At 54.7% G+C, this 25,661-nt stretch carries 23 protein-coding genes; 15 read left to right on the forward strand and 8 right to left on the reverse strand.

The features are described from left to right. On the reverse strand, positions 1-737 hold a 737-nt coding region (locus tag Q0721_RS04930), incomplete at its 3' end, for a PAS domain S-box protein (RefSeq protein WP_299026246.1). Between the two features lie 210 nt (positions 738-947). Between Q0721_RS04930 and Q0721_RS04935 the strand changes: the two genes are divergently transcribed. Together Q0721_RS04935 and Q0721_RS04940 are read left to right on the forward strand one after the other, a co-directional pair. After that, positions 948-2,345, forward strand: a complete 1,398-nt coding sequence (locus Q0721_RS04935) for an AAA family ATPase (RefSeq protein ID WP_299026251.1) — start codon at positions 948-950, stop codon at positions 2,343-2,345. Continuing rightward, on the forward strand, positions 2,305-2,949 hold the full coding sequence (locus Q0721_RS04940) for a histidine phosphatase family protein (RefSeq protein WP_299026253.1): 645 nt from the start codon (positions 2,305-2,307) through the stop codon (positions 2,947-2,949). Before Q0721_RS04935 ends, Q0721_RS04940 begins: the two co-directional genes overlap by 41 nt. On the opposite strand, the gene Q0721_RS04945 is transcribed toward Q0721_RS04940, so the two are convergent. Then, entirely contained in the window at positions 2,910-3,362 is a 453-nt protein-coding gene (locus Q0721_RS04945; protein ID WP_299026255.1) for a thioredoxin family protein, read from the reverse strand. The genes Q0721_RS04940 and Q0721_RS04945 overlap by 40 nt on opposite strands. Then, positions 3,359-3,844 carry a DUF4395 domain-containing protein gene (locus Q0721_RS04950; RefSeq protein ID WP_299026258.1) on the reverse strand — a complete coding sequence of 162 codons (486 nt, stop codon included), beginning with the start codon at positions 3,842-3,844 and terminating at the stop codon, positions 3,359-3,361. The genes Q0721_RS04945 and Q0721_RS04950 overlap by 4 nt, the downstream gene beginning before the upstream one ends. 293 nt (positions 3,845-4,137) lie before the next feature. On the opposite strand from Q0721_RS04950, the gene Q0721_RS04955 reads away from it, so the two are divergent. From Q0721_RS04955 to Q0721_RS05010, 12 genes are read left to right on the forward strand one after another with little or no spacing between them, the layout of a single operon-like run. Further along, positions 4,138-4,626: a winged helix-turn-helix transcriptional regulator gene (locus Q0721_RS04955; RefSeq protein ID WP_299026261.1), complete on the forward strand. Its 489-nt coding sequence runs from the start codon at positions 4,138-4,140 to the stop codon at positions 4,624-4,626. Next, the gene (locus Q0721_RS04960) at positions 4,616-5,584 is read left to right on the forward strand and encodes a GDP-L-fucose synthase (RefSeq protein WP_299026264.1); all 969 of its coding nucleotides are present in this window, start codon (positions 4,616-4,618) and stop codon (positions 5,582-5,584) included. Before Q0721_RS04955 ends, Q0721_RS04960 begins: the two co-directional genes overlap by 11 nt. A 14-nt stretch (positions 5,585-5,598) precedes the next feature. After that, positions 5,599-6,438 carry an ABC transporter permease gene (locus Q0721_RS04965; protein ID WP_299026267.1) on the forward strand — a complete coding sequence of 280 codons (840 nt, stop codon included), beginning with the start codon at positions 5,599-5,601 and terminating at the stop codon, positions 6,436-6,438. A gap of 21 nt (positions 6,439-6,459) precedes the next feature. Then, positions 6,460-7,716, forward strand: a complete 1,257-nt coding sequence (locus Q0721_RS04970) for an ABC transporter ATP-binding protein (RefSeq protein ID WP_299026270.1) — start codon at positions 6,460-6,462, stop codon at positions 7,714-7,716. Between the two features lies 1 nt (position 7,717). Beyond that, a complete protein-coding gene (locus Q0721_RS04975; protein ID WP_299026273.1) occupies positions 7,718-9,364 on the forward strand; it encodes a hypothetical protein in 1,647 nt (548 codons plus the stop codon). Beyond that, complete coding sequence (locus Q0721_RS04980) at positions 9,361-10,230, forward strand: class I SAM-dependent methyltransferase (protein WP_299026276.1); 870 nt, start codon at positions 9,361-9,363, stop codon at positions 10,228-10,230. The genes Q0721_RS04975 and Q0721_RS04980 overlap by 4 nt, the downstream gene beginning before the upstream one ends. After that, complete coding sequence (gene pseB / locus Q0721_RS04985; RefSeq protein WP_299026279.1) at positions 10,227-11,234, forward strand: UDP-N-acetylglucosamine 4,6-dehydratase (inverting); 1,008 nt, start codon at positions 10,227-10,229, stop codon at positions 11,232-11,234. The genes Q0721_RS04980 and pseB overlap by 4 nt, the downstream gene beginning before the upstream one ends. Further along, complete coding sequence (locus Q0721_RS04990) at positions 11,231-12,166, forward strand: SDR family oxidoreductase (RefSeq protein ID WP_299026282.1); 936 nt, start codon at positions 11,231-11,233, stop codon at positions 12,164-12,166. Before pseB ends, Q0721_RS04990 begins: the two co-directional genes overlap by 4 nt. Positions 12,167-12,189: 23 nt before the next feature. Continuing rightward, positions 12,190-13,257, forward strand: a complete 1,068-nt coding sequence (locus Q0721_RS04995) for an N-acetylneuraminate synthase family protein (protein WP_299026285.1) — start codon at positions 12,190-12,192, stop codon at positions 13,255-13,257. Beyond that, positions 13,258-14,376 (forward strand): glycosyltransferase family 4 protein, encoded by a 1,119-nt coding sequence (locus Q0721_RS05000; protein ID WP_299026287.1) that lies wholly within the window; start codon positions 13,258-13,260, stop codon positions 14,374-14,376. It begins immediately after the preceding gene. A gap of 2 nt (positions 14,377-14,378) precedes the next feature. Beyond that, positions 14,379-15,188, forward strand: a complete 810-nt coding sequence (locus tag Q0721_RS05005) for a glycosyltransferase family protein (RefSeq protein ID WP_299026288.1) — start codon at positions 14,379-14,381, stop codon at positions 15,186-15,188. Then, complete coding sequence (locus Q0721_RS05010; RefSeq protein ID WP_299026289.1) at positions 15,185-16,120, forward strand: hypothetical protein; 936 nt, start codon at positions 15,185-15,187, stop codon at positions 16,118-16,120. The genes Q0721_RS05005 and Q0721_RS05010 overlap by 4 nt, the downstream gene beginning before the upstream one ends. A gap of 3 nt (positions 16,121-16,123) precedes the next feature. Here Q0721_RS05010 and Q0721_RS05015 read toward each other — a convergent pair whose 3' ends face one another. Both Q0721_RS05015 and Q0721_RS05020 read right to left on the reverse strand, forming a co-directional pair. Continuing rightward, the gene (locus Q0721_RS05015; protein ID WP_299026292.1) at positions 16,124-16,945 is read right to left on the reverse strand and encodes a hypothetical protein; all 822 of its coding nucleotides are present in this window, start codon (positions 16,943-16,945) and stop codon (positions 16,124-16,126) included. After that, positions 16,942-18,237, reverse strand: a complete 1,296-nt coding sequence (locus Q0721_RS05020; RefSeq protein WP_299026295.1) for an adenylosuccinate synthase — start codon at positions 18,235-18,237, stop codon at positions 16,942-16,944. Before Q0721_RS05020 ends, Q0721_RS05015 begins: the two co-directional genes overlap by 4 nt. A 115-nt stretch (positions 18,238-18,352) precedes the next feature. Between Q0721_RS05020 and Q0721_RS05025 the strand changes: the two genes are divergently transcribed. Beyond that, a complete protein-coding gene (locus Q0721_RS05025; RefSeq protein ID WP_299026298.1) occupies positions 18,353-19,126 on the forward strand; it encodes a LysM peptidoglycan-binding domain-containing protein in 774 nt (257 codons plus the stop codon). On the opposite strand, the gene Q0721_RS05030 is transcribed toward Q0721_RS05025, so the two are convergent. From Q0721_RS05030 to polA, 3 genes are all read right to left on the reverse strand, one after another. Then, positions 19,049-20,068 (reverse strand): LysR family transcriptional regulator, encoded by a 1,020-nt coding sequence (locus Q0721_RS05030; RefSeq protein ID WP_299026301.1) that lies wholly within the window; start codon positions 20,066-20,068, stop codon positions 19,049-19,051. The genes Q0721_RS05025 and Q0721_RS05030 overlap by 78 nt on opposite strands. Positions 20,069-20,501: 433 nt before the next feature. Further along, entirely contained in the window at positions 20,502-22,889 is a 2,388-nt protein-coding gene (locus tag Q0721_RS05035; RefSeq protein ID WP_299026304.1) for a tetratricopeptide repeat protein, read from the reverse strand. Next, a complete protein-coding gene (gene polA / locus Q0721_RS05040; RefSeq protein WP_299026307.1) occupies positions 22,873-25,653 on the reverse strand; it encodes a DNA polymerase I in 2,781 nt (926 codons plus the stop codon). Before polA ends, Q0721_RS05035 begins: the two co-directional genes overlap by 17 nt. Positions 25,654-25,661: the final 8 nt, after the last annotated feature.

Below are 25,661 nucleotides of genomic sequence, written 5' to 3' on the forward strand. Positions count from 1 at the left end.
GCCTGTTCCACAATGATATTCAGGAGGGTGGTCGTTTCCGGATTACCAATGATGGCCACATCAATGGCGCGTAAGGCGGCCATTTGGCGCAGTTTCTCGTTGACATATAGCTCGGCTTCTTGACGTTCGGTGATGTCGGAAAACATCACCAGAATCGCCGGCTGCGCTTCCCAGGTGATACGTTCGGCATGTAGGAGTAGCCAGCGTGTGGCACCATGTGCCGTGATCGCCCGCAAGGTATAGCGTGGGGGTGGGTTCTCACCACGCAGGCGGGCGGCGTAGCGTGCCATGACCTGGTCACGATCTTCGGGATGAACCAGGGCGGCGACAGGAATACCTTCCAGGGTGACCAGAGGTTGGCCCAGGATTTCGGCTGCCATGGGGTTGGCAAAGGCAATGCGCCCCTCCTGGCCGGCAATAACCAGAATGCCCTCCGTGGCGTTTTCTACCAAGGTGCGGTAGCGGGCCTCACTCATGCGTAGCGCAGTGGTACGCTGACGCAGGCGATGCTGCAGACCAAGTAGGGTGATGAGACTGATCACTAAAAGTGCGGCCAGCAAACTGGCCATGTAGATGTAAGGTTTTAGGGTTTCCCAATTGGGGAGGAGCAGCCCAAATCCTGGGTAACCATGCAAATGCTTCAGAGAGAACGCTGTTACACTTTCTTCTAGAAATAGGAAACTCACCAGCAGATTTGTGCTGTGTAATGAGGCTGTAAAAAGGGAGAGGTTTTCCATCCAGTAACTCGTCGTCACTGCCGGGTCTGGTGTGTAGCCGCAAGGGTGTGATTATACCCCCTTTGTCTAAATTTGAATCGGAGTTTCGAACTTGCCACGCCCGCTTAAACGGCTGCTTGTCAAGCTCTTATTCCATAAATAAAATAACGTTCTTATTCTATCCCAATATCCTTCAGAGGCTCTCTGGCGAGGGTATGTTAAAATGTAAATATGGACCTGTTCGAACATGCGATGGAGCAGGAAATGACCACGGAAGCGCCTTTGGCAATGCGCATGCGCCCGCGCACTCTAGATGAAATTGTAGGACAAGATCACATCATCGGGCCAGGCCGTCTGTTACGCCGCGCCATTGAAGCAGACCACCTGATGACCTCTATTATTCTGTATGGACCGCCAGGAAGCGGTAAGACCACTCTGGCCCAAGTCATCGCCCGACATACTAAAGCCCATTTTGAGCGCATCTCGGCCGTGCTAGCGGGAGTGGCAGATCTGCGGCGGATCATCGAAGAGGCCACTGAACGGCGCAAACTCTATCGTCAACGCACCATCCTTTTTGTTGACGAGGTGCATCGCTGGAACAAGGCCCAGCAGGACGCCTTACTTCCTCATGTGGAAAGTGGTTTGATTACCTTGATTGGTGCAACCACTCAGAATCCTTATTTTGATGTGATTCCGGCACTGGTTTCGCGCTCGCGCATTTTTGAACTGCGTCCGTTGAGCGAGGCTGACCTAAATGAAGTACTGGAACGTGCGTTGAGCGATCCGGAGCGCGGATATGGGAAACGCGCTATTGTGATCGAGCCGGAAGCGCGCGCATTGTGGTTGCGCACAGCAGGGGGTGATGCGCGTAACCTGCTCAACGCGTTGGAATTAGCCGTTGAAACAACCCCCGCCGATGCAGAGGGAGTGATTCACATTACTCGTGAGATCGCCGAGGAGGCTATTCAACAGCGTGCCGTTCATTACGGGCGTGAAGGGGATGCCCACTACGATACTATTTCCGCCTTTATTAAATCGGTACGCGGCTCTGATCCAGATGCGGCGCTCTACTGGTTGGCAACCATGATTGTTGCCGGTGAGGATCCACGTTTTATCCTGCGGCGTTTAATCATCCTGGCTGGTGAAGATATTGGCCTGGCCGATCCACGGGGCTTGCTGGTAGCCGTGGCAGCCGCCTATGCCTTTGAATATATTGGAATGCCGGAGGGCATTTACCCAATTGTTGAAGCCACGCTTTACCTGGCGACTGCGCCGAAATCTAACACCGCAACTACCTTTTTCGAAGTACAGCGTCTCATTGAAGAAGAGGGCCCCGGAGCCGTGCCACGCCATCTAATGGATAGCAGTCGCGATGCCAAAGGGTTTGGACATGGGCAGGGGTACCAGTATCCCCATGGTTTCCCCGGACATTTTGTCCCTCAACAGTATCTGCCTGATCACTTGTTAGGTCGAATTTTTTACCGTCCTTCTGATCAAGGGTACGAAGCGGAAATAGCCACCCGCCTGGCGCAATGGCGGGCGGCCCAGGTTGCGGCCGTTCAATCCCATTCAGCTCCCACGGACACGGATGCCCAGGATTCTGCTATTGATTCGTCACGCCGAAAATGATGTGATGCACCGTCGCCTTGCAGGTCGGTTGCCGGGTGTGCACTTAAATCGCCGCGGGCAGCAGCAGGCGCTGGCTGTGGCTCGAATGCTGCTAGGAGCCCCGGTGCAAGCGCTTTATAGCAGTCCTTTAGAACGTGCTTTGGAAACCGCTGAGCCTTTGGCCCGTGCTTTGGGCTTGCAGATTGAAGTGCGTCCAGGATTAAACGAAGTGGATTTTGGACGCTGGCAGGGGCGTTCCTATAAGCAGTTGCAACGCACCCGGTTGTGGAAACTCCTGCAAGCGGAACCCGCGCAGGTGCATTTTCCGGGTGGGGAATCGTTGGTGGAGGCACAACAACGTGTGGTGAATGAACTAGAGAGTCTGGCGATGGAGGGAGCGGTGGCTTGTGTCACCCACGCCGATGTGATTCGCCTGGCTCTGCTCCATTATCTCAATATGTCCCTCAACGATCTGCACCGATTGGTCATTGCGCCAGCATCCCTTTCCACAATTGTTTTAGGGGAAAGACCACAAGTGATTACTATCAATCGAACCGCTGAGTTTGAGTGGCCAGTAATGCCGGCTCAGGCCGTTTCTCCTGGCAATCCTTCCGCCCGACCCTGATGCACTTGGGCAATTTGCGCTAGGAGTTGCTCGGCGCGCGCTACTCCGCGGTTGACAAAGTGTGGATGCCCCTTGGCGTCTAGAATAAAAGTGGTGGGAATGCTAAAAACGCCCCACTGATTTGCCAATTGAGGATATTCGTAGGCGTTAATCTCGATGATTTGGAGAGCCTCTCCCAAGCGTTCGCGCACGCGTTGTAGTGCCGGGCGTTGCAATGTCTTGCAAGGTACACACTCCGGTGTGGTGAAATAAAGGATGGCAGGTCGCCCAGGACGGAAACCCGGAGGTGAGGTTTGGCTACGCCCGGCGCGCCACAATAACCAGCGGTTGATCAGGGCAAATGCCATTCCTCCTGCTCCCAGGATGAGCAACGCCCAAAGCAAACGGGTCAGAATCTCGGTCTCGGGGGTCATAAGGCCTGTCGTGGGGGACGAAAGCCGGGGCGCGTGCCCGGAGGCGGGGCCTGATGGAAGCCAGGTACGCCTAGCCGATTGAGGAGATAGTAGAGGGCACAGCCCGCGCAGAAGCCAAGGAATAGGTTGAGCGCAGCCAAACCGACCACCAGCCAGGCCAAAACCCACCCCAGCGTAGGGGCGCCGAACAGGAGGGCCAGGGTAGCAGCGGCGACCACAGCGCCGCCAAATCCCTGGGCAAACCGGTGCGGTGCGGGGTTGTCTTGCAAGATTTCGGGCTTAAGCCAGCCCAGGGGCTTGAGAACCCCATGGTACAACCAGCCAAAACCAGGACGCCCAACTAAGGTACCCCCAAGCATGAAAATAGCCACAACTCCGACCAGGAGAGGCTGGTTAAGCACAAAACCCAGAACCAATAGCAAAATGATGATGGCCTGGTTGGTACGTAAAGCAGTGTGGTCAATAGGTTTCAGGGTGGACATGGTGAAACACCTCCAGCAAGAAAATCAAGCAAGCGGTTGCTTTTATTAGGTGGTTAGCAACCGCTTGCAGGACGACACGTGAAAATCCGAACTTTATGCCAGCGGTTGCTACCTCCGCGGCTTACACAAATATATATTTTTCATCTGCTTCTGGAAATTCTTCATGACAAATATTATAAAATATGTCGCCATATACGCAAGAGTGATTTGTGAACGCTTGGGCGCGGAAGGCCGACCTTGACCGATCGGGGGGGGTGTTTTATAATTCAATCACTGAATATTAGCAGGTGTTTATGCCGCTTTCTTCTGAGTCTGCGCGTGATCTGATCATCCTGGAGCAAATTGAGCAAGATCCGGATGCTACACAGGCTTCACTGGCAACGCGACTAGGCGTGGCCGTAGGGACGGTTAATTGGCATCTCAAGCGCCTAATTGCTAAGGGCTATATTAAAGTGCGGCGTGTAGAACGCCGCAAATTACGTTATCTGATCACCCCTGAAGGGATGGCCCTGCGTACTCGCCTGACCTTGGATTACATCCGCGATTCATTTCATCTCTATCGAAAGGTACGGGCTCAGGCACAGGAGATTATCGGAAAGGTGCGACAAGAAGGCTATCACGCGGTGCGTCTGGAAGGCGAAGGTGAGGTGGCAGAAGTTTGCCGCCTGACCTGTCTGGAGCAAGGGCTAACACTGGTGGATAACGGTCACGCGCCAGTGATTCGTGTACAGAATCTCACCATTCAACTCGAAATCCCGAACGAGGCCGCTGATGAATACTGATTCGTTTTGGAAGAAACGTTTTTGCGTCACAGGGGGAGGGGGCTTTCTGGGCTCATTTGTGGTTGAGAAATTGCGCCAACGTGGTGCCACCGAAATTTTTGTTCCCCGTAAACGCGATTATGATTTGGTTGACCCTCAGGCCATCCGCCGAATGCTGGAGGATGCCCATCCGGATATTATTATCCACCTGGCGGCGCATGTGGGAGGCATTGGTGCCAACCGGATGCATCCAGCGGAATTTTTCTACGACAACCTGATGATGGGCGTGCAACTCATGCATCAAGCCTGGCAGCACGGGGTGGAAAAATTTGTGGCCATTGGCACGGTTTGTGCCTACCCCAAATACACGCCGGTGCCGTTTAAAGAGGACGATCTGTGGAACGGTTATCCTGAAGAGACGAATGCCCCTTATGGTCTGGCCAAGAAGATGTTGTTGGTGCAGGCCCAAGCCTACCGGCAGCAGTACGGTTTCAATGCCATTTATCTCTTGCCGGTCAACCTCTACGGGCCACGAGATAACTTCGATTTGGAAACCTCGCATGTTATCCCGGCTTTGATCCGTAAGTGTATCGAGGCTCAGGAGCAAGGCCTGCCGGAAGTGGTGGTATGGGGAGATGGTTCGCCCACGCGTGAGTTCCTGTACGTGGAAGACGCAGCGGAAGGCATTGTCCTGGCCACGGAAAAATACAATGGTTCTGAACCTGTTAACTTGGGCTCCGGCATGGAGATCCGTATCCGCGATCTGGCCGAGATGATTCGTCGGCTAACAGGTTTTGAAGGGCGTTTAGTGTGGGATACTACTCGACCTAATGGCCAGCCGCGGCGTGCCCTAGATACGACACGGGCCGAGCGCTACTTCGGTTTTAAAGCCCAAACGCCTTTCGAAGAGGGGTTGCGTCGAACGATTGCTTGGTATCGCGAAAACCGGCAGGCAGCGCGAGGGGTGGCATCTGCCTGAAACAGGGTGAGTCTATGGCATTACGTGAACAAACTGCGGTCACTATCATTCGACCCTCGCGGGGTTGGGCAGCGCTTGACCTGCGCGATGTGTGGCTTTATCGCGAATTAGTCTACTTTCTCACCTGGCGCGACCTGAAAGTTCGCTACAAGCAGACCCTCCTGGGTGCTGCATGGGCTGTCTTGCAACCCTTTCTGACCATGGTGGTCTTTACCATTTTCTTTGGTAATTTTGCCAAAGTCTCTTCTGAGGGTTTGCCTTATCCCGTTTTTTCCTATACGGCTTTGCTTCCTTGGGGGCTGTTTGCGAAGGCGCTCAATGACGCCAGCCGCTCACTGGTGGGCAATAGCCACATGCTTACTAAAATTTACTTTCCACGGTTGATTCTCCCTCTGGCGTCGGTGCTCAGTGGTGTGGTGGACTTTGGAATTGCCTTCCTCTTTCTGCTGGGGATGATGGCTTACTATGGTATTTACCCCACCTGGGGGCTCCTGATTTTACCTGTGCTTCTATTGCTTGCGCTGATAACGGCGCTGGGGGTGGGGTTGTGGCTCTCAGCTTTGAATGTCCTCTATCGGGATGTGGGGTATGCTTTGCCTTTCTTGACCCAGTTGTGGATGTTCGTCTCACCGATCATTTACTCTATCAACACGGTTCCTGAACAATGGCGGTTGGTTTATGCGCTCAATCCCATGACGGGTGTAGTACAGGGTTTTCGTTGGGCGCTCTTGGGTAGCCAAACCGAGCAATTGGGGTTGATTATTGCCATCTCCAGCGGTATGGCGCTGATCATCCTGATCAGTGGACTGTTCTATTTTCGGCGCATGGAACGCCTGTTTGCAGATCGTGTCTAATTTGTTGGCGGAAAAATCTGTATGAGTCGTTATGCTATTCAAGTCCGAGATCTGGGTAAGCAATATCGTATTGGGACGATTGTGACCCGCTATCCCACGCTACGAGAGGCCATGGTAGATCGGGTACAGTCCCTCTTCCGCCGCAACCATCATCCGACTGAAACTATCTGGGCGTTGCGACATGTTTCCTTTGAGGTAGAGCATGGGAAGGTGCTAGGAGTGATTGGGCGTAATGGGGCGGGAAAGAGCACCTTACTCAAAATATTGTCCCGGGTTACCGAACCCACTGAAGGGGAGGCTGAAATCCACGGTCGTGTGGGTTCGTTGCTGGAGGTGGGTACGGGTTTCCACCCCGAGTTGACTGGGCGCGAGAATATCTACCTCAATGGGGCCATCTTGGGAATGAAACGGACGGAAATTGATCGTAAATTCGATGAGATTGTGGCTTTTGCCGAGGTGGAGCCCTTCATTGACACGCCAGTAAAACGTTATTCCAGTGGGATGTACTTACGCCTAGCGTTTGCCGTGGCGGCGCACCTTGAGCCTGAGATTCTGGTGGTGGATGAAGTGCTGGCAGTAGGGGATGCCGAGTTTCAGCGTAAATGCCTGGGCAAGATGGGAGAGGTGGCGCGTGAAGGACGTACTGTGCTATTTGTTAGTCATAATATGTCTGCTATTCTACGTTTGACTGAAGAGACCTTGGTGCTGGATAAGGGGCGCCTGGTCATGCGTGCCCCGACCCCAGAGGCGGTAGATTTCTATCTTTCCCAGGGATTTTCACAAACTGGAGAGCGCATCTGGCATCCAGACGAGGTTCCTGCCGCGGCGGCTCCCTTCCGCCCGATTGCTCTGCGCATCCGCAATGCGCAAGGGCAGGTTGTGGATACTATTCGTTCGGTGGAGCCCAGCACTATTGAAATTGAATACGAGTTAAGTGCACCTATCCCCGGCTTGCGAGTGGGCCTTTATTTGATGAGCACGCGCGGCGAGTATGTTTTCACCTCGTTCGATACCGACGATCCGGAGCACTTTGAACAGTTTGCGGTACGCCCAGCCGGGCGCTACATCAGCCGGTGTTTGCTGCCGGCAAACCTTTTGAATGAGGGGCGCTTTGTGGTGGGAGTGAACGCCAGCGCCTATCGGGTACGGCGTTATTTCCAGGATGAGCAGGCATTGACCTTTACGGTGGACGCTACTGGTGCGCCGGGCACGCAGTGGCCCGAGCCGCGCTTAGGTGCCGTGCGTCCCCGTTTGGAATGGCAAGTTGAGGTTGCTTGAGATGAAAACCAATGGCAAAGAACTCTTAAAAGAGGTGTTAGGGAGTCTGCCTTTTGCGGCAGAGTTGTACTGGATGGTGCGTCAAGGGGGCAATAAACCGATCCAGAGTCGTTTCGTGCTGCGCAACTTGCAGAATGCCTTGCCCCAAATGGTGGCACAGGCCCAGGCGCTACGCGAAAAGGCGTCCCGCGGGCGTGAGGTCTTCATCTTCGCCACCCTGCATTATTGGATTGAGCACGCGGCGCTCTTGGCCGTTTCGTTGGCCGCACAGGGGCATCGGGTTACTTTGGCGTTCTTGCCCTATGGGGACTGGTACACACCGATTAACCGCTTCGACTTGCGCCGCCAGAATGCTTATGCCCGCAAAGTTCTTTCGGATGCAGAGGGATTGATTAATGTGATCTCCTTTGTGTCGCTGCGCGCGCCTTATACGCACCTCCCCCACGAACTTGAGGAAGCCGTGCGCCAGGTCGCGCTTTTCGATACTCAGTACACCCTGCAGGTCGAGGAGGTGGATCTGGAGAGCGACCTTTACCGCTTGCGCCACTTACGCAATAAGGACGCCGCCCAAGCAGCCCTCGCCTGGTTGAAGCAGCATCGCCCAGATGTAGCCATCATTCCGAATGGTACGATCCAGGAACTGGGTGTTGTTTACCGGGTTGCGCGCTTTTTGAAGATCCCTACTGTGACCTACGAATTCGGTGACCAGCGTCAGCGCATCTGGCTGGCACAGAACGCCGAAGTGATGCGCCAGGAAACGGACGCGTTGTGGCGTGCTCGCAAGGATGTTCCCTTGACGGATGATGAATTAGAGCGCATGCGCGCGCTCTTAATGGCACGACGTCGCGCCACCCGTTGGGAGAACTTCGCGCGCTTGTGGCAAGGGGTGCCGGCTCAAGGAGGGATGCAGGCGCGGGCGGCGCTTGGGTTGGATGAGCGTCCAGTGGTCTTACTAGCCACGAACGTTCTGGGGGATAGCCTGACGTTAGGGCGTCAGGTCTTCAGCAAAACGATGACAGAATGGATTAGCCGCACGGTGCAATACTTTATCGGCCGTCCGGATGTCCAGTTGGTCATTCGAGTGCATCCTGGCGAAGTGCTGACGCGGGGACAGTCCATGGCCGATATCATTCACCATCTTTTACCTCGCCTTCCCGAGCACATTCGGCTCATTCGTCCTAAGGACCCCGTCAACACTTACGACCTGGTAGAAGTGGCGGATCTGGGCTTGGTTTATACCACCACGGTGGGGCTGGAGATGGCCATGCATGGGTTACCGGTCATTGTGGCTGGCCAGACGCACTATCGGCAACGTGGCTTTACCTATGATCCCGATTCTTGGGTGAGTTATTTCAAGTTGCTGGGGCAGATTTTGGAAAACCCAGTTGCTTACCGCTTGAATCGCGAGCAGATTCAGCGAGCCTGGCAGTATGCTTACCGGTTCTTCTTTGAATATCCGCAGCCCTTTCCCTGGCATCTGGTGCGTATGTGGGAAGACTACCAGGCACGCCCCTTAGCAAGTGTGTTAGAGGGCGAGGAACACGATCTCTACGCCCCAACTTTCCGCTATTTAGTTGGTGAACCCATTGAGTGGACTGTCTCGCCCCAGATGGTGGCTTACAACGCGCGTGAGGGTGCCAATGCATGAACGTGCCTGGCTCGATTAAGCAGCAGGTACAACAATTCTATGATCAGGTAGGTTGGCAGCAGGTAGCCGAGGGGGTCTATCAAAACATGCGTTATGAGGACCTGCGTCCGGTTTCAGCTGAGTATCGGCGACGCTGTCACCTGCGAGTGGGGCGTCATCTAGCGCCGCGAGGGCGCTTTCTGCTGGATGCGGGTTCGGGTCCAGTACAGTATCCAGAGTATCTAACTTATTCTCAGGGCTATACCTATCGGGTGTGTGCAGATATCTCACTGGTTGCCCTCAAAGAGGCGCGGACACGTTTGGGTGAGCACGGGTTGTACGTGGTGGCGGATGTGGCCAACCTGCCTTTCCGCGCCGAGGCATTTGAAGGGGCTGTTTCTCTGCATACCTTTCATCACCTTCCCCTAGAGGAGCAGGTGAAGGCTTACCGCGAACTCTACCGCGTGCTGAAGCCTGGCGCTAGTGGTGTGGTTGTCAATGGGTGGACGGACTCCCCTCTAATGCGCCGTTTTGAGTGGGTAATGCGTTTGGCGGAGCGCTTGAAAACTCGTTTGCAGCGTTCTTCACCTTCACCCGTTGCTCAACCCTCATCCGCGCAGGAGGGGGCAACACCCGCAGGTACCTATGTGGAAAAAATGACCCCCGAATGGCTAAAGGCACATATCGGCATACAGATGCCCCTGGAAATTCGCGTCTGGCGCAGTGTGAGCGTGCGGTTTCTCCGCGCGGTTATTCATGAGCGCCTGCTGGGGCGTTTCTGGTTGCGGTTGTTATATGCACTCGAAGAACGCTTTCCGCACTACTTCGGTGAAAAAGGGCAGTACCCCCTCATTATCTTACGTAAATCGAATAAGGAGTCTGCATGAACTGGTCGGATAAAGTGGTGTTAGTTACCGGAGGAACGGGATCCTTTGGACGTAAATTTGTTCAGGTAATGCTGGAAGAGTACCATCCCGCCAAGCTCATTGTTTTCAGCCGGGATGAACTCAAGCAACATGAGATGCGTGTGAGTGGGTTCGATCATCCCTCGCTGCGCTACTTTATTGGTGACGTGCGCGATTTACAGCGCCTGCGTCGTGCTTTTGATGGTGTGGATATTGTGGTACATGCAGCGGCGCTTAAGCAGGTGCCAGCATGCGAGTACAATCCCATGGAGGCCATTAAAACCAATATCCTGGGGAGTAGTAACGTCATCGAGGCAGCGCTGGATGCCGGGGTAGAACGTGTGGTTGCCCTAAGCACAGATAAGGCTGTCAACCCGATCAATCTGTATGGGGCTACCAAACTGGCCGCAGAGAAACTTTTTGTCCAAAGCAATGCTTATGCCGGTGGGAAGTCAACCCGCTTCAGTTGCGTGCGCTATGGGAACGTGGTGGGAAGTCGTGGCAGTGTAGTGCCGGTGTTCTTGCGCCAGCGCGAGAGCGGTGTGCTCACCATCACTGATGAGCGCATGACGCGCTTTTGGATTTCGCTGGATCAAGGGGTTCGCTTCGTCATTCACTGCCTGGAACAAATGATGGGCGGGGAGGTCTTTGTGCCCAAGATCCCGAGTATGCGGGTGATGGATCTGGCGCGGGCCATTGCTCCCGAAGCACGTTTGGAAATCATCGGAATTCGCCCGGGTGAGAAATTACATGAGGTACTGATCTCAGAGGATGAGGCCCGTTCGACAGTTGAACTTGAGCATATGTACGTGGTACAGCCGGTAGAGGCTTTCTGGTTCGGTCGTGAATGGGAGGGACGCGGTAAGCCCCTGCCGGATGGTTTTCGTTACGCCAGCAACACCAATGAAGCCTGGCTTACGATTGACGAGTTGCGGCAGATGATTGCCCCTATTGAGGCTGAGTACTTGCAAGGTAAGTTGTCATGAAACGCTGGTTGGTCACCGGGGCTAGTGGATTGCTGGGGTTAAATTTTGCCCTGCACTTTGCTTCGCGTTTTCAAATCACAGGCGTGGTTAATCACCATTCTTTGCGTCATCCACCATTTGAGATGATCTCGGCTGACCTGACTTACCCGGAGATGGTCAACCATCTGGTTGAAACAGCCAGGCCTGAAGTTGTCTTACACGCCGCTGCGTTGGCCAACCTGGATGTATGTGAGCAGCATCCCGAACTGGCTTGGCGATTGAATGCTGAAGTGCCAGCCGAACTGGCGCGCGTTTGTGCTCAAAAGGGGATACGGTTGGTGCACATCTCAACCGATGCGGTTTTTGACGGGCAGCGGGGCAATTATACCGAAGAGGATGTGCCTAATCCATTGAGTATTTATGCACAGAGCAAACTGGCCGCTGAGCGGTATGTGTTAGAGAGTCATCCCCAAGCCCTGGTGGCACGGGTCAATTTCTACGGCTGGAGCCTGCAGGGGCGCCGCAGCCTAGCCGAATTTTTCTTTTATAATTTGAGCCAAGGGCGTCGTGTCAACGGGTTTGTGGATGTGATTTTCTGCCCCCTGGAAGTAACACAGTTAAGTGAAATTCTGGTCACTCTGGTGGAGCGCGATTGTCAGGGATTGTACCACGTGGTCAGTCGCGAGTGCCTCAGCAAATATGCTTTTGGATGTGCTCTGGCTGAGCGTTTTGGGTTAGATGCCAGCCTGATTACCCCCGTTTCAGTCAACAAGAGTCAATTGCGCGCACCCCGCGCTCCGAATCTGACCCTCTCTACGGCTAAGTTGCAGGCGGTGCTGGGCGAAGTACCGGGGCAACGTGAGGGCTTAGAACGGTTTTATCAGCATTATCGCGAGGGCCGCGCCACCTATTTGCGGGGCATGGCGCTTGATGCGGAACATCTGCAGGCTTGAACCCTTACGAAAGGAGTGCTACTATGGATATTCAGATCGGTCAGCGTTGGATTGGGGATAATCATCCCACTTACTTTGTAGCGGATATTGCTGCCAACCACGATGGAAGCCTTGAGCGGGCTAAGGACCTGATTCGCTTGGCAAAAGAAGCCGGTGCGGACGCTGCCAAGTTTCAAAACTTTCATGCCCCCAAGATTGTCTCGGATTATGGCTTCCGCGCGCTGGGTTCACAGCGATCCCACCAGGCGAAATGGAAAAAATCTGTCTTTGAGGTTTATCAGGACGCTTCGATCCCGCTGGAGTGGACCTATGAACTAAAAGCAGTTTGCGATGAGGTGGGAATTGATTATTTCTCTGCCCCTTATGATTTTGAGTCGATTGATTTCCTGGAACCTTTTATGCCGGCCTACAAAATCGGTTCTGGTGAGATTGACTGGCTGGAAGCGCTCGAGCGGATCGCCAAAAAGGGGAAGCCGGTCATGTTGGCAACGGGCGCGGCCAACATTGGAGAGGTTCAGCGGGCTGTGCACACCATTCTGAAATACAACTCGCAACTGGTGTTGATGCAGTGCAATACCAACTACACGGGCAGTCGTGAGAACTTCAAATATGTCAATCTGAATGTTCTGAAGACTTACCGGGTGATGTTCCCAGAGGTGGTTTTAGGGTTGTCGGACCACACCCCCGGCCATGCGGCCGTATTGGGCGCGGTGGCGCTGGGAGCACGGGTGGTCGAGAAGCATTTCACCGATGATAATACCCGCGAGGGTCCGGACCATCCCTTCTCGTTGACCCCCGCAGCTTGGCGCGAGATGGTTGAGCGCACGCGTGAACTGGAATGGGCGCTGGGATCGGCAGATAAGGTGGTCACTGAGAACGAACGCGAGACGGTTATCCTACAACGCCGTTGTCTGCGTGCTGCCCGTGATATTAAAGCCGGCGAGGTCCTCACCCGAGAGATGATTGATGTTTTGCGACCGGCTACTCCAGGCGCCATCCTGCCCCCGGAGATTGATCGCGTGATCGGGACGCGTGCGCTGGTGGATATCCCTTACGGTAAAGAATTGCGTTGGATCGATCTGGGAAGTTAGGTGGCTCGCGTTCTCTATTTCAGCCGCGATTATACCCCGCACGATCACCGCTTCCTCTCAGCGCTGGCTTCCACTCCCCACCAGATCTACTATTTGCGCCTGGAACGGGGGCCGCGCCAGTTGGAGGAACGTCCGCTACCCGAAAGGGTGACTTACGTGCCCTGGGCAGGTGGGTTGCAGCCTTTTACCTGGACAGCCCTGCCCCGCCTTTGGCGTGATTTGCGGCGTGTTTTAAACGAGGTTAAACCCGATTTGATCCATGCTGGCCCTGTTCAATCCGCGGCTTTCTTGGCAGCACTGAGCGGTTTCCAACCCCTAGTGGTGATGTCGTGGGGGTCTGATTTACTCCAGGATGCCCATCGCAACCGTTGGTGGCGCTGGATTACGACTGCTGCGTTGCGTCGCGCGACCGTTCTGGTGGGAGATTGTCGAGCAGTCCAGGAGACGGCACAGGCTTTTGGCGTGCCCGCTGAACGCATTGTTCTCTTCCCTTGGGGGGTGGATCTCACACATTTTAGTCCGGGGGAGGATGGCGGGCTGCGTGTTCGTCGTGGCTGGCAAGATGCGTTTACGTTGCTTTCGTTGCGTTCTTGGGAACCCATTTACGGCGTGGATGTGGTGGTGCGGGCCTTTGCGGAAGTTGCGCAAGACCTGCCCGACTTACGCCTTTTTCTCTTGGGTGGAGGCTCCCAAGCGCCGCTGATCCAAAGATTGCTTTATGAGAACGATCTTTTAGATCGGGTTTACCTGGGTGGGCAGGTGGGGTATGAGCGTTTGCCATTCTTTTACCGGGCTGCGGATGTATACATCAGCGCTTCACATAGCGATGGCTCTTCGGTCTCGTTGTTGGAAGCCCTAGCGTGCGGCTTGCCTGCGCTGGTCTCGGATATTCCTGGCAACCGTGAGTGGGTAGTGCCGGGCGTGCATGGGTGGCTTTTCCCAGATGGTGATGCGCACGCGCTGGCGGAAGCCATTCGCCAGGCCTATGCCCAGCGGGAGGCCCTGGCGGAAATCCGCCGCCAGGCGCGCTTACTGGCTGAAGAACGGGCAGATTGGAGTAAAAACTTTGCCAGATTGCTCCAGGCTTATGAGCTGGCCTGGCAGATTGCTGCGAGGTGAAGATGTCGGTTGGGATGGCGCTCAACATTGTGGCTATCCTTCAGGCGCGCATGGGTTCTAGCCGCTTACCGGGTAAGGTGATGCTGGATCTAGCCGGACGGCCGGTTTTGGCTTGGGTGGTAGAGCGTACCCGAAGGGCGCATTGGGTCAATCAGGTCGTCGTGGCCACAACGTTGGACCCCGCAGATCAGCCAATTGTCGCCTTTTGCCAGGAACGGGGCTATCCCTGGTGGCGTGGTCATCCCTATGATGTGCTAGATCGCTTTTACCAAGCAGCACGTCATTTCAAGGCAGATATTATCGTGCGGGTGACGGCAGATTGCCCGTTAGTGGATCCACAATTGATTGATGCGACGATAGGGGCCCTGCTCCGCGAAAAAGCGGACTTTGCGGCTAATCGCCTGCCCCCACCGTGGCGGCGTACCTATCCCATTGGCCTGGATGTGGAGGTTTGTACCTTCGCAGCTTTGGAACAGGCCTGGCGCGAAGCCCGAGCACCGCATCACCGTGAGCATGTCATGCCGTATCTCTACGAGATCCCTGGACGTTTCCACACGGTGATTCTGGATGCTGAAGCTGATTATGGGCAGGTGCGCTGGACGGTGGATACCCCTCAGGACTTGGAAGCGGTGCGCCAATTGGTGGCGTTACTAGGTGGGCGAGATGATTTTACCTGGCGAGAGGCTCTGGCTATTTGGCAGGCTCACCCCGAACTGGCGGCGTTGAATGCGCAGATCAATCATCATACCTACAAAGATGTCGACGCTCGCTTTAATCCCGGGGCTGCACCTCACGGGGAAAATACACCATGACCTGGCTCGCCCTTTTCACCACTCCCAAACCATTCACCGATCCGCACATTGCTCGGATTCAGCGCAATGCGATTCGTTCCTGGGTAGCACTGGGAGAGGCAGTGGAGGTGATTCTGGTTGGGGATGAGGCCGGGGTAGCAGAGGTGGCGCGTGAGTTTGGGGTAAAGCATGTCCCAGAGGTGGCACGTAACGCCTATGGGACGCCGTTAATTCCGGCCATTTTTGAGCAGGCGCGCCTTCATAGCAAGTCGCCCGTGCTGGCGTATGTTAATGCGGATATTCTGCTCACTTCCAGTTTTTTACAAGGGGCGCAAGCCGTGCATCGTGTTATGCCGCAGTTTTTGATTGTGGGGCAGCGTTGGGATCTGGATGTCCAGGAGGATTTTGTCATTGGGCGGGGGTGGGAGGAAGAGCTGCGTCAGCGGGTGCAAATGCACGGACGGCGTCACCCGCCAGCCGGGAGCGATTATTTTATCTTTCCGCGTGAATGTTTTCAAAATCTACCCTCGATGGCAGTTGGCCGCGCCGGCTGGGATAACTGGATGATTTACTTCGCTCGCCGGCAGGGTTGGCCAGTAGTAGATGCCTCATCCTTCATCTACATTGTGCACCAGAATCACGATTATCGGCATCTCCCGGGGGGACAGCCCCATTATCGCCTTCCGGAGACGGAGGAAAATGTCCGTTTGGGAGGTGGACGGCGCACGATTTTTACCCTCTTGGATGCCACACATGTGCTAGATAATGAAGGTCTGCGGCGTGCGCCACTCACTTGGGGAAAATTTTGGCGTGAGGTCGAAGTTTTTCCCTTGATTACCCTGCGCTCACGGGTGCTGGGGTGGTTGGCTTTTGCTCTTTTTCATCCCCGCAAGGCCTATTACGAGGCTTATGCCTGGTTAGCGGCTGTCACGCGCCCCTTGCGGCGACGTTAGGCATCAGCGTTTCGGTGTGAGCATGGGGGAAGGGCTAAGTGTGGGACTGGGTAAGAGGGTCGGGTCAATCGCATAGATGCGCAAACGACGAAAACTGACCGAGAGCGCGGAGTCGCCCGCAGCACGTGCAAAAACACCGATCTGTCCTCTGGTGAAAACCGGGTCGCGCAGGCTGAGTTCTTCAAAGCCATTGACAAACAGGCGCAAGCGATCCTGGTACATCCAGACTCCCAGGCGTGTTTCTACCAGGGGGTTGACTTGAATCTCACCTAGGGTAATCCACTCGCTTAAGGGCAGGCTGCGACCGCCCTGGAGACGCTCCAGGCGCATTTGTGCCTGGCAGGTAATGACCCAGCGGTAAGCATTTTGCTCGTTGAGCGCGCGCAGGAGGAGCCCAAAGGCATCCTGTCCCTGGCATAGATTGGGCTGCAAGGCGATTTCAAGATAGACGTTCTCTATTTCGGGGGTGCTGCGCAGGCTGGTTAAATATCCTTTGGAAGCAATAACTGCAAGGGTCAGCTGGCTCTGCTCATAAGCCGCGCTGCCGGTAGTATTGCGGTAAGTTTGCCATGCTCCTGGCGAATCAAAATCATCGCGCAGCACCTCGTCGCCCAGCCCCAGGGCGGGGGTTGGGCTGGGCGTGATGACGCGAGTGGGTAGTAGTGTGGGGGTGGCGGTAGGAGGAAACCACACTGGTGAGGGGGTAGAGGTGGCTGGTGGGGGTAGGGGGGTAGGAGTTTCTGCAACCGAAGTTGTAGGAGGCGTACATCCAAACCCCGAGATGGCAATAATCACAACCAGAAAAGCGCCGCCCCGTCGCTTCATGAAGACACTTGGACCACCTGGCTACGCTCTGGGCCAACCGAGACGCGGCGCACGGGCACTCCGCACAAATCTTCAATGCGGCGCACGTAGTCACGCGCAGCGGAGGGTAGATCCTCCCAGTGACGCACTGAAGTCACATCTTCCATCCAGCCGGGCATTTCTTCATAAATGGGCTCAAAAGGCTCCAAGTGCGCTGGACCCAAAGGCAGATCCTGAATCGCTTGCCCGTTGTAACGATAGGCCACACATAAGCGCAAGGTAGAGAGCCCGCTGAGAATGTCCATCTTGGTGATCATTAACTCGGTTACACCATTGACGCGCACCGCGTAACGCAGGAGCACTCCATCCAACCACCCAACCCGACGCGGGCGTCCGGTGGTAGTACCGAACTCGTCCCAGGGGTTTTTACCTGTACCTCGTAGCCGTTCGGCTGTTTTACCGAAAACCTCAGTCGGGAAGGGGCCGGCGCCGACCCGCGTCTGGAAGGCTTTGGTGACCCCGATGACAGCGCGGACAGGAACAATGCCCAGCCCCAACCCCAGCAAGGCACCAGCAGCAGTGGGGGTGGAACTGGTTACATAGGGATAGGTGCCCAGATCAAGATCAAGCAGAGTGCCCTGGGCGCCTTCTGCCAGCACTTGCCTATCCAGGCGCAGGGCCTGATGAAGTTCCTTACCCACATCGGCAATGAAAGGTTGAAGTATGGTGGCATAATGAGTATATTCGCGCACTACAGCCTGCACGTCCAAAGGTTCAGTTTCGTAGATACGCGTCAGCCAGATGTTAATAGTATGGATGTGATGTTCGAGTTTGTCGCGAAACGTATCCAAGTCAAGCATGTCTTCCATGCGTAACCCATGACGCGCAGCTTTATCGGTATAGGCAGGACCAATTCCACGACCGGTGGTGCCAATCTGCCCACTGCCCCGAGCGCGCTCCTGCGCTTGGTCCAATGCCCGGTGAGCGGGGGTGATCAGATGGGCAGCAAACGAGATCCTCAAGCGCTCTGGCGTAATGTTGACCCCCGCGGCCTTTAGATGATCAATCTCTTGAATCAGCGTGGCAGGGTTAATAACCATGCCATTCCCCAACACTCCGATCGTGTGGGGATGAATAATGCCCGAAGGGATAAGGTGAAGACGAAATGTGTGACCACCCACGTTAACCGTGTGCCCAGCGTTATCCCCTCCGTTATAGCGTGCCACTAGGTCGGCCTGGGCAGCCAGCAGGTCAACAATGCGGCCTTTGCCTTCATCCCCCCATTGGGTTCCAATGACGATATCCAAAGGCATCTCACGGCCCTCCCCAAATGCGAGAAAACTATCCTTCGTGTATTGCAAATTATACCCTGCCCCTCTTAAAAAATGGGGATGGGTAGCGTATGGTATAATTTGCACACGTTTATCTATGAAACATCTTGGTTGGTTGCTTCTCAGTGGTATTTCGCTTTTTCTGATGGCGGCACTCTGGCCGTTGCCCTCTGCAAGTCCGTGGGCACAGGTGAGTTACGCTACCCCAACGGCTTTACCAGATGGACGAATTCTGTATATTGTTCAGCCGCAGGACACTTGTATCCGCATTTCATTGCTCACCGGCGTGTCCATTGATGATCTACGTCTTCTGAACGGGCTGGACGCAAATTGCACACTGCGCGAGGGGCAAAGCCTTTTGCTAGGCACAGTTGCGCCCACCCCCACACCTTTTGGGCCTACGGAGACGCCCACACCTCTTTTACCCTCCCCTACTCCTTTCCAGGGAAATGGGCGTATTTGTGTCCTGCTTTTCAACGATATCAACGGGAACGCCTTGGTAGAGGAAGGGGAAGCAGGGATTGCTGGAGGGGCCATCAGCATCACCGACCGCCTGGGAAGGATCTCGCGTGAGGGCGTAAGCCAAAGCGGGACAGAACCAGTATGTTTCGATGATCTGCCCGAGGGGGATTACAATATCAGCGTGGCAATTCCAGAGGGCTATAACCCTACCACGCGCATGAATTATGCGCTGACGTTGCGCGCTGGGGATACCTCTACCCTCGATTTCGGGGCCCAACTGAGTTCGCGCGCGCAGCCCGGCGATGTCACCGGGGTGCAGCGTTCTCCGCTTCTAGCCATTCTGGGGGCTGTACTCCTCCTCCTTGGCGTGGGATTGGGGGTGTATGCTCGCTTCGTGCTGCGCCGCTGAATGCTCCTCGCACAATCCTCTCCCAAGTGTTTGACCACTTAGTGCCTCGGGGGTGATTTGGCCTAGGAAATTCCAGAAAGCTTCTTGAGCGCGGCCAAGGGGATGGAGACGGTAGCGGCAAAAGAAGATCTCCTCGATTAATTCTACATCGCGGAGGCGCACAACGGCCACCTTGCCTTTTCCCACGTGATCCACTGCCGATTTGGGAACAAAACCCACACCAATTCCTTTCTCCACGGCGATCACAATGGCCTCGGAATTCCCTAGAGTGAGCACAATGCGCAAATCATGGATATTAAGCCCTTGCTTTGCCAAGGCATTGTGGACAACCCGATAGGCCCCCGCGCTTTCTTCGCGCATGATAAGGCACTCGCGTGGCAAATCGTCCAGCGCAACTTCGCCCTGGGCTGCCCAGGGGTGATCAAGGGGGGCAATCAGGAGCACGGGTTCACGGTAGAACGGACGAAATTCGATATGGCGGTCGAGTTCATCAAAACTGCTTGAAAAGGCAAAATCTACCTCACCTTTGCGCAGCATTTCTAGCGCTATGGCGCGAGGGGTGACATGCACGGTGGCCTGAACGCGGGGGTGCTGGGCCATGAAGCGTCCCAGGATGAGGGGGAGCAGGTATTTGCCTGGGGTGGTGCTACAGCCAATCCTCAGATGACCAATGATCTCCCCGCGCAGGCTGTGCATGAGTTCCTCCGCGCGTGAATGGACAAGCAAGATTTGTCGTGCCAATGGAACCAGGGCCATCCCGGCTTCGCTCAAGACCATCTTGCGCCCCTTACGGATAAACAAGGGGACGCCCAGACGGTTCTCAAGTTGATGAATGTGCTGGGTGATTGAGGGTTGGGAAAGGCCAAGTTTCTCAGCCGCGCGGGAGAAGTTAAGGGTTTCGGCAGCGGTCAAGAAAACTTGAAGTTGATAGGGATTCAGCATTTGCATGCCTCCGTATCAGATTTTCTCTATGATAAATTTTTTTGATTATAAACCATAATCCGTTTGGACTATTTTTGTGATTAGAGACGCTAATTTGTTTTGGAGGACATGCTTCTCAAAGCAGGGGCGAAGATGGGAATTGATTAGAGTGGGGGTATGGATTGTGTGATGTGTTTGGGTGGTTCTGCTGTCCTTAGCGCGGGGATGGTCTCGGGAGCGTGTGTCCCTGCTGTCCCGTGAAAGCCAAGGTAATACTTATCCTCTGGTGTCCATAGCCCCATGGGTAAATAACTGTAACAACGTAGCCCATCTGGCGGTCTGAATGCCTGGGTAGCAGCCCAGTTCCCCGTTAGTAAATCCTCTTAAGAAAATACAAAAAAATACAAAGATACAGAACTGATCGGGTGAGGTTATCCACTCACCCGATCAGTCTTTAAGCGGATGATCCCGGTGGGGGCAGTTCCCGCAGGAGTTTCTGTAAAGCCATTTCATAATCGGCTTTGTTGGGAGGATTAAGGGCAATGATTTCGCGAACTATGCGGATGGCCTGATGAGGTTCACCCAATTCAATATAAGCATCTGCAAGGGTGTCCAGTTCTGCTACGGCATGCTCAGTCTGTTGAATCTGTCGGTACAGATGAGCCAGGCGATAGCGTAGAAGCAATTTCTTTTGTGGATACTCCAGAATCAGATCATGCAGGAATTGCACAGCCTCATCTACACGGTTGGCGCTGATTAGGAAGTGGATGTAATTATCTATTTCGTTAAGAGCGGCTGCTTCCTGACCCAGACGGAAGTGAAGTTCAATGATGCGTTTACGCAAATCACGGTCGTCCGGCTGTAATGCTCGCATTTGCTCGTACGTGCTAACGGCTTGTCGCCAGTCGAGGCGCTGTTGGTCAATGTCCGCTATCTTTCCCAAAATGAGCAATGCCCAGCGCCGATACTCGCGTGAGGATTGGGCAATGCGAAGGGCTTCTAAGTACGTCTGGCGGGCCTGGTCTAACTCAGCCAGGTGGTAATGTGTATCGGCCAACGCTATGTTCTCTTGAACCGCCTCATCAGTGCGCCCCTGGTTGAGCAATAATTCGATCAGTTGGTGCCGAATGGAGAGTTCCATGGGGGCCATTTGAACACTGCGCTGTAGCAGGTTTACGGCCTGACCGGTGTCACCGCGCAGGTGATACAGAGAAGCCACCAGGCGGTATTTGGTGACGGCTTCCTGGGTCATTCCCTTTTGCATCATCAGGTCGCCGATCTGAACGTGCAAGGGCAGGTAAGTCGGTGCAAAACTTAGCGCACGGAAAGCTTCTTCCATGGCCGAGTAGAGCATATGTTGAGCAGCCAATTGCCGAACCTGCTCGAGGGCTTCGATCACCTGCGCACTGCGGGTTTGCAGCAACATCTCTGCCAGTGGCAGAAGAGGGGCATTCTCGCCCTTTTGTTGCTGTAATTGCTGACGCGCCTTTCTTAGGAAATCCTGCCAATTAGGTTGAGCAATTTGGCGCTCTATGCTCTCGCAAAGGCTCTGCAACTTTTGCGCATCTTTTTCATTGCGTTGAGCCTCGATGATGGACTCATAAGCCTGATTTAACTCCCCAACCCGTGGGGGTGGAACGGTTTGCCCATCCGCCAGGCGCAGAGCCTGCAGATAGGCTATCGCCGCCTCACTGAGATTGCCCAGGCGGGCGGCGATTCGCCCGATCAGAAGGAAAGCGGCCAGGGCAAAATCGGGGTGAGCCGCCGCGCGGTAAAGATACTGCAGGGCACGGGCCGGCTCCCGTTCGGATAGTAATAGCCCCAAGTTGAAGGAGAGGGCGGGGTGAACGAGTCCTAGTTTTTCCGCATGTTCCAGTTCCTGCAGTGCCTGAGCATCATCGCCATGGGTTTGTGATTCGATGGCTTGGTTAAGGTGGAGGAGCAAGCGCGTTCGATCAGCCTGACTCGTAGGCAAGAGCGTTCCCGTTCCGCGGGCCAGGGCGCTCAGTCCCCGGCGGGAAGAGGGAGAAGAGGGACTAACAGCATGTTCGGCCTGATCGAAAAGCAGGGTGGCCAGTTGAATCAACGCCTGCTGGCGTGCCTCAATAATGGGATCCAGGGCCTGGCGATCTTGATCGCCGGTCTCGGTTTTTAAAATCTCAGCCAGGCGCACCGGGCCGGTACCGCCACGTGGTCGGGTGGGTTTGGGCAGAGGTGTACCATTGCGCAAGGCTTGCAGAGCCTGTGTGGCTTCGGCACTTCCAGGAAGGAGTTCTAAAGCGTGCTGGACAGTCTGAATGGCCTTGGAAACCTGGTTATTCTGCTGTAACAGGCTAGCTACAGCTAGATAGGCTTCCACAGCCTCACTTCTGCGCCCCAAACGTTCATAGATGAGCGCCAGGCGGCTGTGAGCGGTTAGGTTTTCAGGTTGCAAGCTCAGAACGCGAGTAAGGCTGGCAATTGTCTTCTCAACATCGCGGTTCTTCAGGTACAGATCGGCGGCTTGTAAACCGAACCTGACGGCGTCTTTTAGCCGCCCCAGGCGTTCGTAGATACGGGCCATTTTCTCATGCGCCAGGGGATCCTCAGGTTGTAGAGTCGCCAGACGCTGATAGATGGAAAGAGCCTCGGTGAACCGCTGCAACTCAAACAACGCCAACCCAAGGTTGCTAAGCGCTTGGGAATCTTCTGGAAACTCATCCAAAGCACGCCGATAATGTTGAGCGGCGAGTTCCCAGTTCTGGTCCCAGGCCGCCGAATGCCCTTCGTTCATGGCTTGCTGAAAAAGTTCGCGATTGCCGGTCACGTTCCCCTCGTTCTGTAAATCAGATAGTATCGTCAAAAGGGTTCATCTCACCCCAATTCAACCCCCAGCGGGCCTCGGTGAGGAGAGGTACAACCAGTTGATAGGCATTTTCCATCACGTTCTTCACTACGCGCGCCGTGTTCTCCTTCTCTTCCTCGGGACACTCCAATACCAGTTCATCGTGCACCTGTAGTAGTAAGCGGGCGGAAAGCCCGGCTGTCTCTAGGGCTGTTGGTAGTCGCACCATGGCAATTTTCATGATATCCGCTGCTGTACCTTGGATAGGGGCATTGATGGCTTCACGTTCTTCACGTTGACGAACAGCGGGGCTGGGGGGATTCTTGAGGTTGGGGAAGTAACGTCGGCGTCCCAATAAGGTCTCCACATATCCCTGACGGGTCGCCATGGCACGGGTATTCTCAATATAGTCCTTGACGCGAGGGAACTGGTGGAAGTAAGCCCGTACAAAATTCTCTGCTTCGGCTAAGGTCAGGTCGGTGGTACGGGTAAGCCCATATGGGCTCATGCCGTAGATCAGGCCGAAGTTGATGGCTTTAGCGTGTCGGCGTTGTTCTTTGGTAACTTGGTCAAGGGGGACCCCGTAAATTGCCGCAGCCGTAGCGGCGTGAATGTCCTGTCCCGCCAGGAAAGCATTGATCATAGCCTCGTCACCTGAGATATGGGCTACGATGCGCAGTTCGATTTGAGAATAATCTACCGAAATAAGCACCATTCCAGGTGTAGCGATAAAGGCGCGCCGTACTAAACGTCCCGTTTCGGTGCGTGCAGGGATATTCTGCAGGTTAGGGTCTGAAGAAGCGAGGCGCCCGGTAACCGAGCCGGTTTGGTTGAACGAGGTATGCACTCGCCCGGTCTTAGGATTGACCTGCTTAGGTAATGCCTCTACATAAGTGGATTTGAGTTTAGAGAGTTCCCGGTACTCCAAGATCATCTCAATCACGGGGTGCGCAGAACGCATTTCTTCAAGGACCTCGGCTGAAGTGGAGTAGTGTCCACTGCTGGTGCGCTTGCGCCGATCTGGTGGTTCTAGTCGGAGGGTTTCGAAGAGGGCTTTGGATAGTTGCTGAGTTGAGTTGAGATTAAAGGGATACCCTATCACCTCAAAAATCTGGGCTTCAATTTCGGCCAGCCGCTGGGTTAATTCGCGCGACATTTGGCGCAGGAAAGGTATGTCCAGTGCAATACCGGCCTGCTCCATACGAGCCAGGACTGGCACCAGCGGCATTTCTACCTCGTTGAACAAGCGTAGGGCGTTAACTTCTCTTAAGCGCTCTTCAAGAAGGGGTTTCAGACGCAGACAAATCTCTGCATCAGCGGCTGCGTACGCGGCCACCGTTTCAATCGGTACTTCAGCCATGGAACGCTGTTTTTTGCCTTTACCAATAAGTTCCTCAATGTGGGTCATTTGGACGCCCAAGTAGGTTTCAGCCAGTCCCTTGAGGTTGAGGTTGTAGCCTTCAGGATTAAGCAGCCAGGCGGCAATCATGGTATCGAAACTGAGGGGAGAAACCCAAACTCCGTGTTCTGCCAGGGCCAGCAAATCGTACTTAAGGTTATGACCAACCTTGCGTCGTTGGGGATGGTTCAGGTAAGGCTGTAGGCGTTCGCGCACCAGCGCCCAGGGCAGTTGTGCCTCGCCGGTGGTATGTCCAATGGGGATGTAATACCCTTCACCCGGTTCAATGGCCAACGAGATCCCCACCAGTTCGGCTCGAAGAGGATCCAGACTGGTTGTTTCGGTATCTAGCGCAAACTCGTCCGCACGATCCAGACGCTCACAAAGCTCGTCTAACGCTGGGGAAGTGCTCACAATGTGGTAACGGGTTTCGGGTGGGTTGGGAATGCCCACACGGGCGAGTGGCAACCCGAAAAGAGGAAGTTGGGTCGTTGCTGGGGGTGATTTCTGTTGCAGGGCTTTGAGGCGCGGGATCAAACTACGGAATTCTAGTTCCTGGAAAAAGCGTTCTATTGCAGCAAAGTCGAGGTTAGAAGTGCGTGCCTGTTCCAAGTCAAGGGTGATCGGGACATCGGTACGAATGCGTGCTAGATCACGGCTAAGGTAAGCCGAATCACGCCCTTTTTCTAGCAATGTGCGCAAGCGAGGAGGGAGTTCATCCAAATGCGCGTAGATCTCATCCAGAGTGGGGTACTGAGTCAGCAAAGAAACGGCAGTTTTTTCACCAATTCCTGGCACGCCGGGGATGTTGTCTGACGTATCACCCACTAGCGCCTTGTAGTCCACAATTTGCCAGGGATAGATGCCCAGTAGGGCTACCACGTCTTGAGGGCCGTAGTCTTTGGCTTCAGAGAGTTTGTTGCCGGCCAGATTCACGATCACACGCTCGTTGACCAATTGTAGCAAATCGCGATCCCCGGTGAGGATTTTGACTCCCAGTCCATTTTCAACGGCCTGGTGAGCGATGCTGCCCAGAACATCATCGGCTTCGTAGCCCTCTTTTTCCAAAATTGGCAAACCAAAGGCTTCGACCATCTCGTGTAGACGATCAATTTGAGGGCGCAAATCGTCGGGCATTTTGGCCCGGGTAGCTTTGTAATCTGCAAACAAGTCATTACGGAAAGTTCGCCCGGTATCAAATGCAACCGCTAAGAATTCGGGCTGCTCTTGATCCAGCAGACGCAATAACACACTGGTAAAACCATAGATTCCTGTAGTGATCTCACCTTTGGTGGTCATCAGGTGCTGACCGCTTTTGAGGATAGCGAAGTAGGTGCGGTAAGCCAGGGCATGACCATCAATCAAATATAACGTTGGGGGCATGGGAGATT

It is taken from the genome of uncultured Thermanaerothrix sp., from assembly GCF_938028735.1.
Classification (GTDB): Bacteria; Chloroflexota; Anaerolineae; order Anaerolineales; family Anaerolineaceae; genus Thermanaerothrix.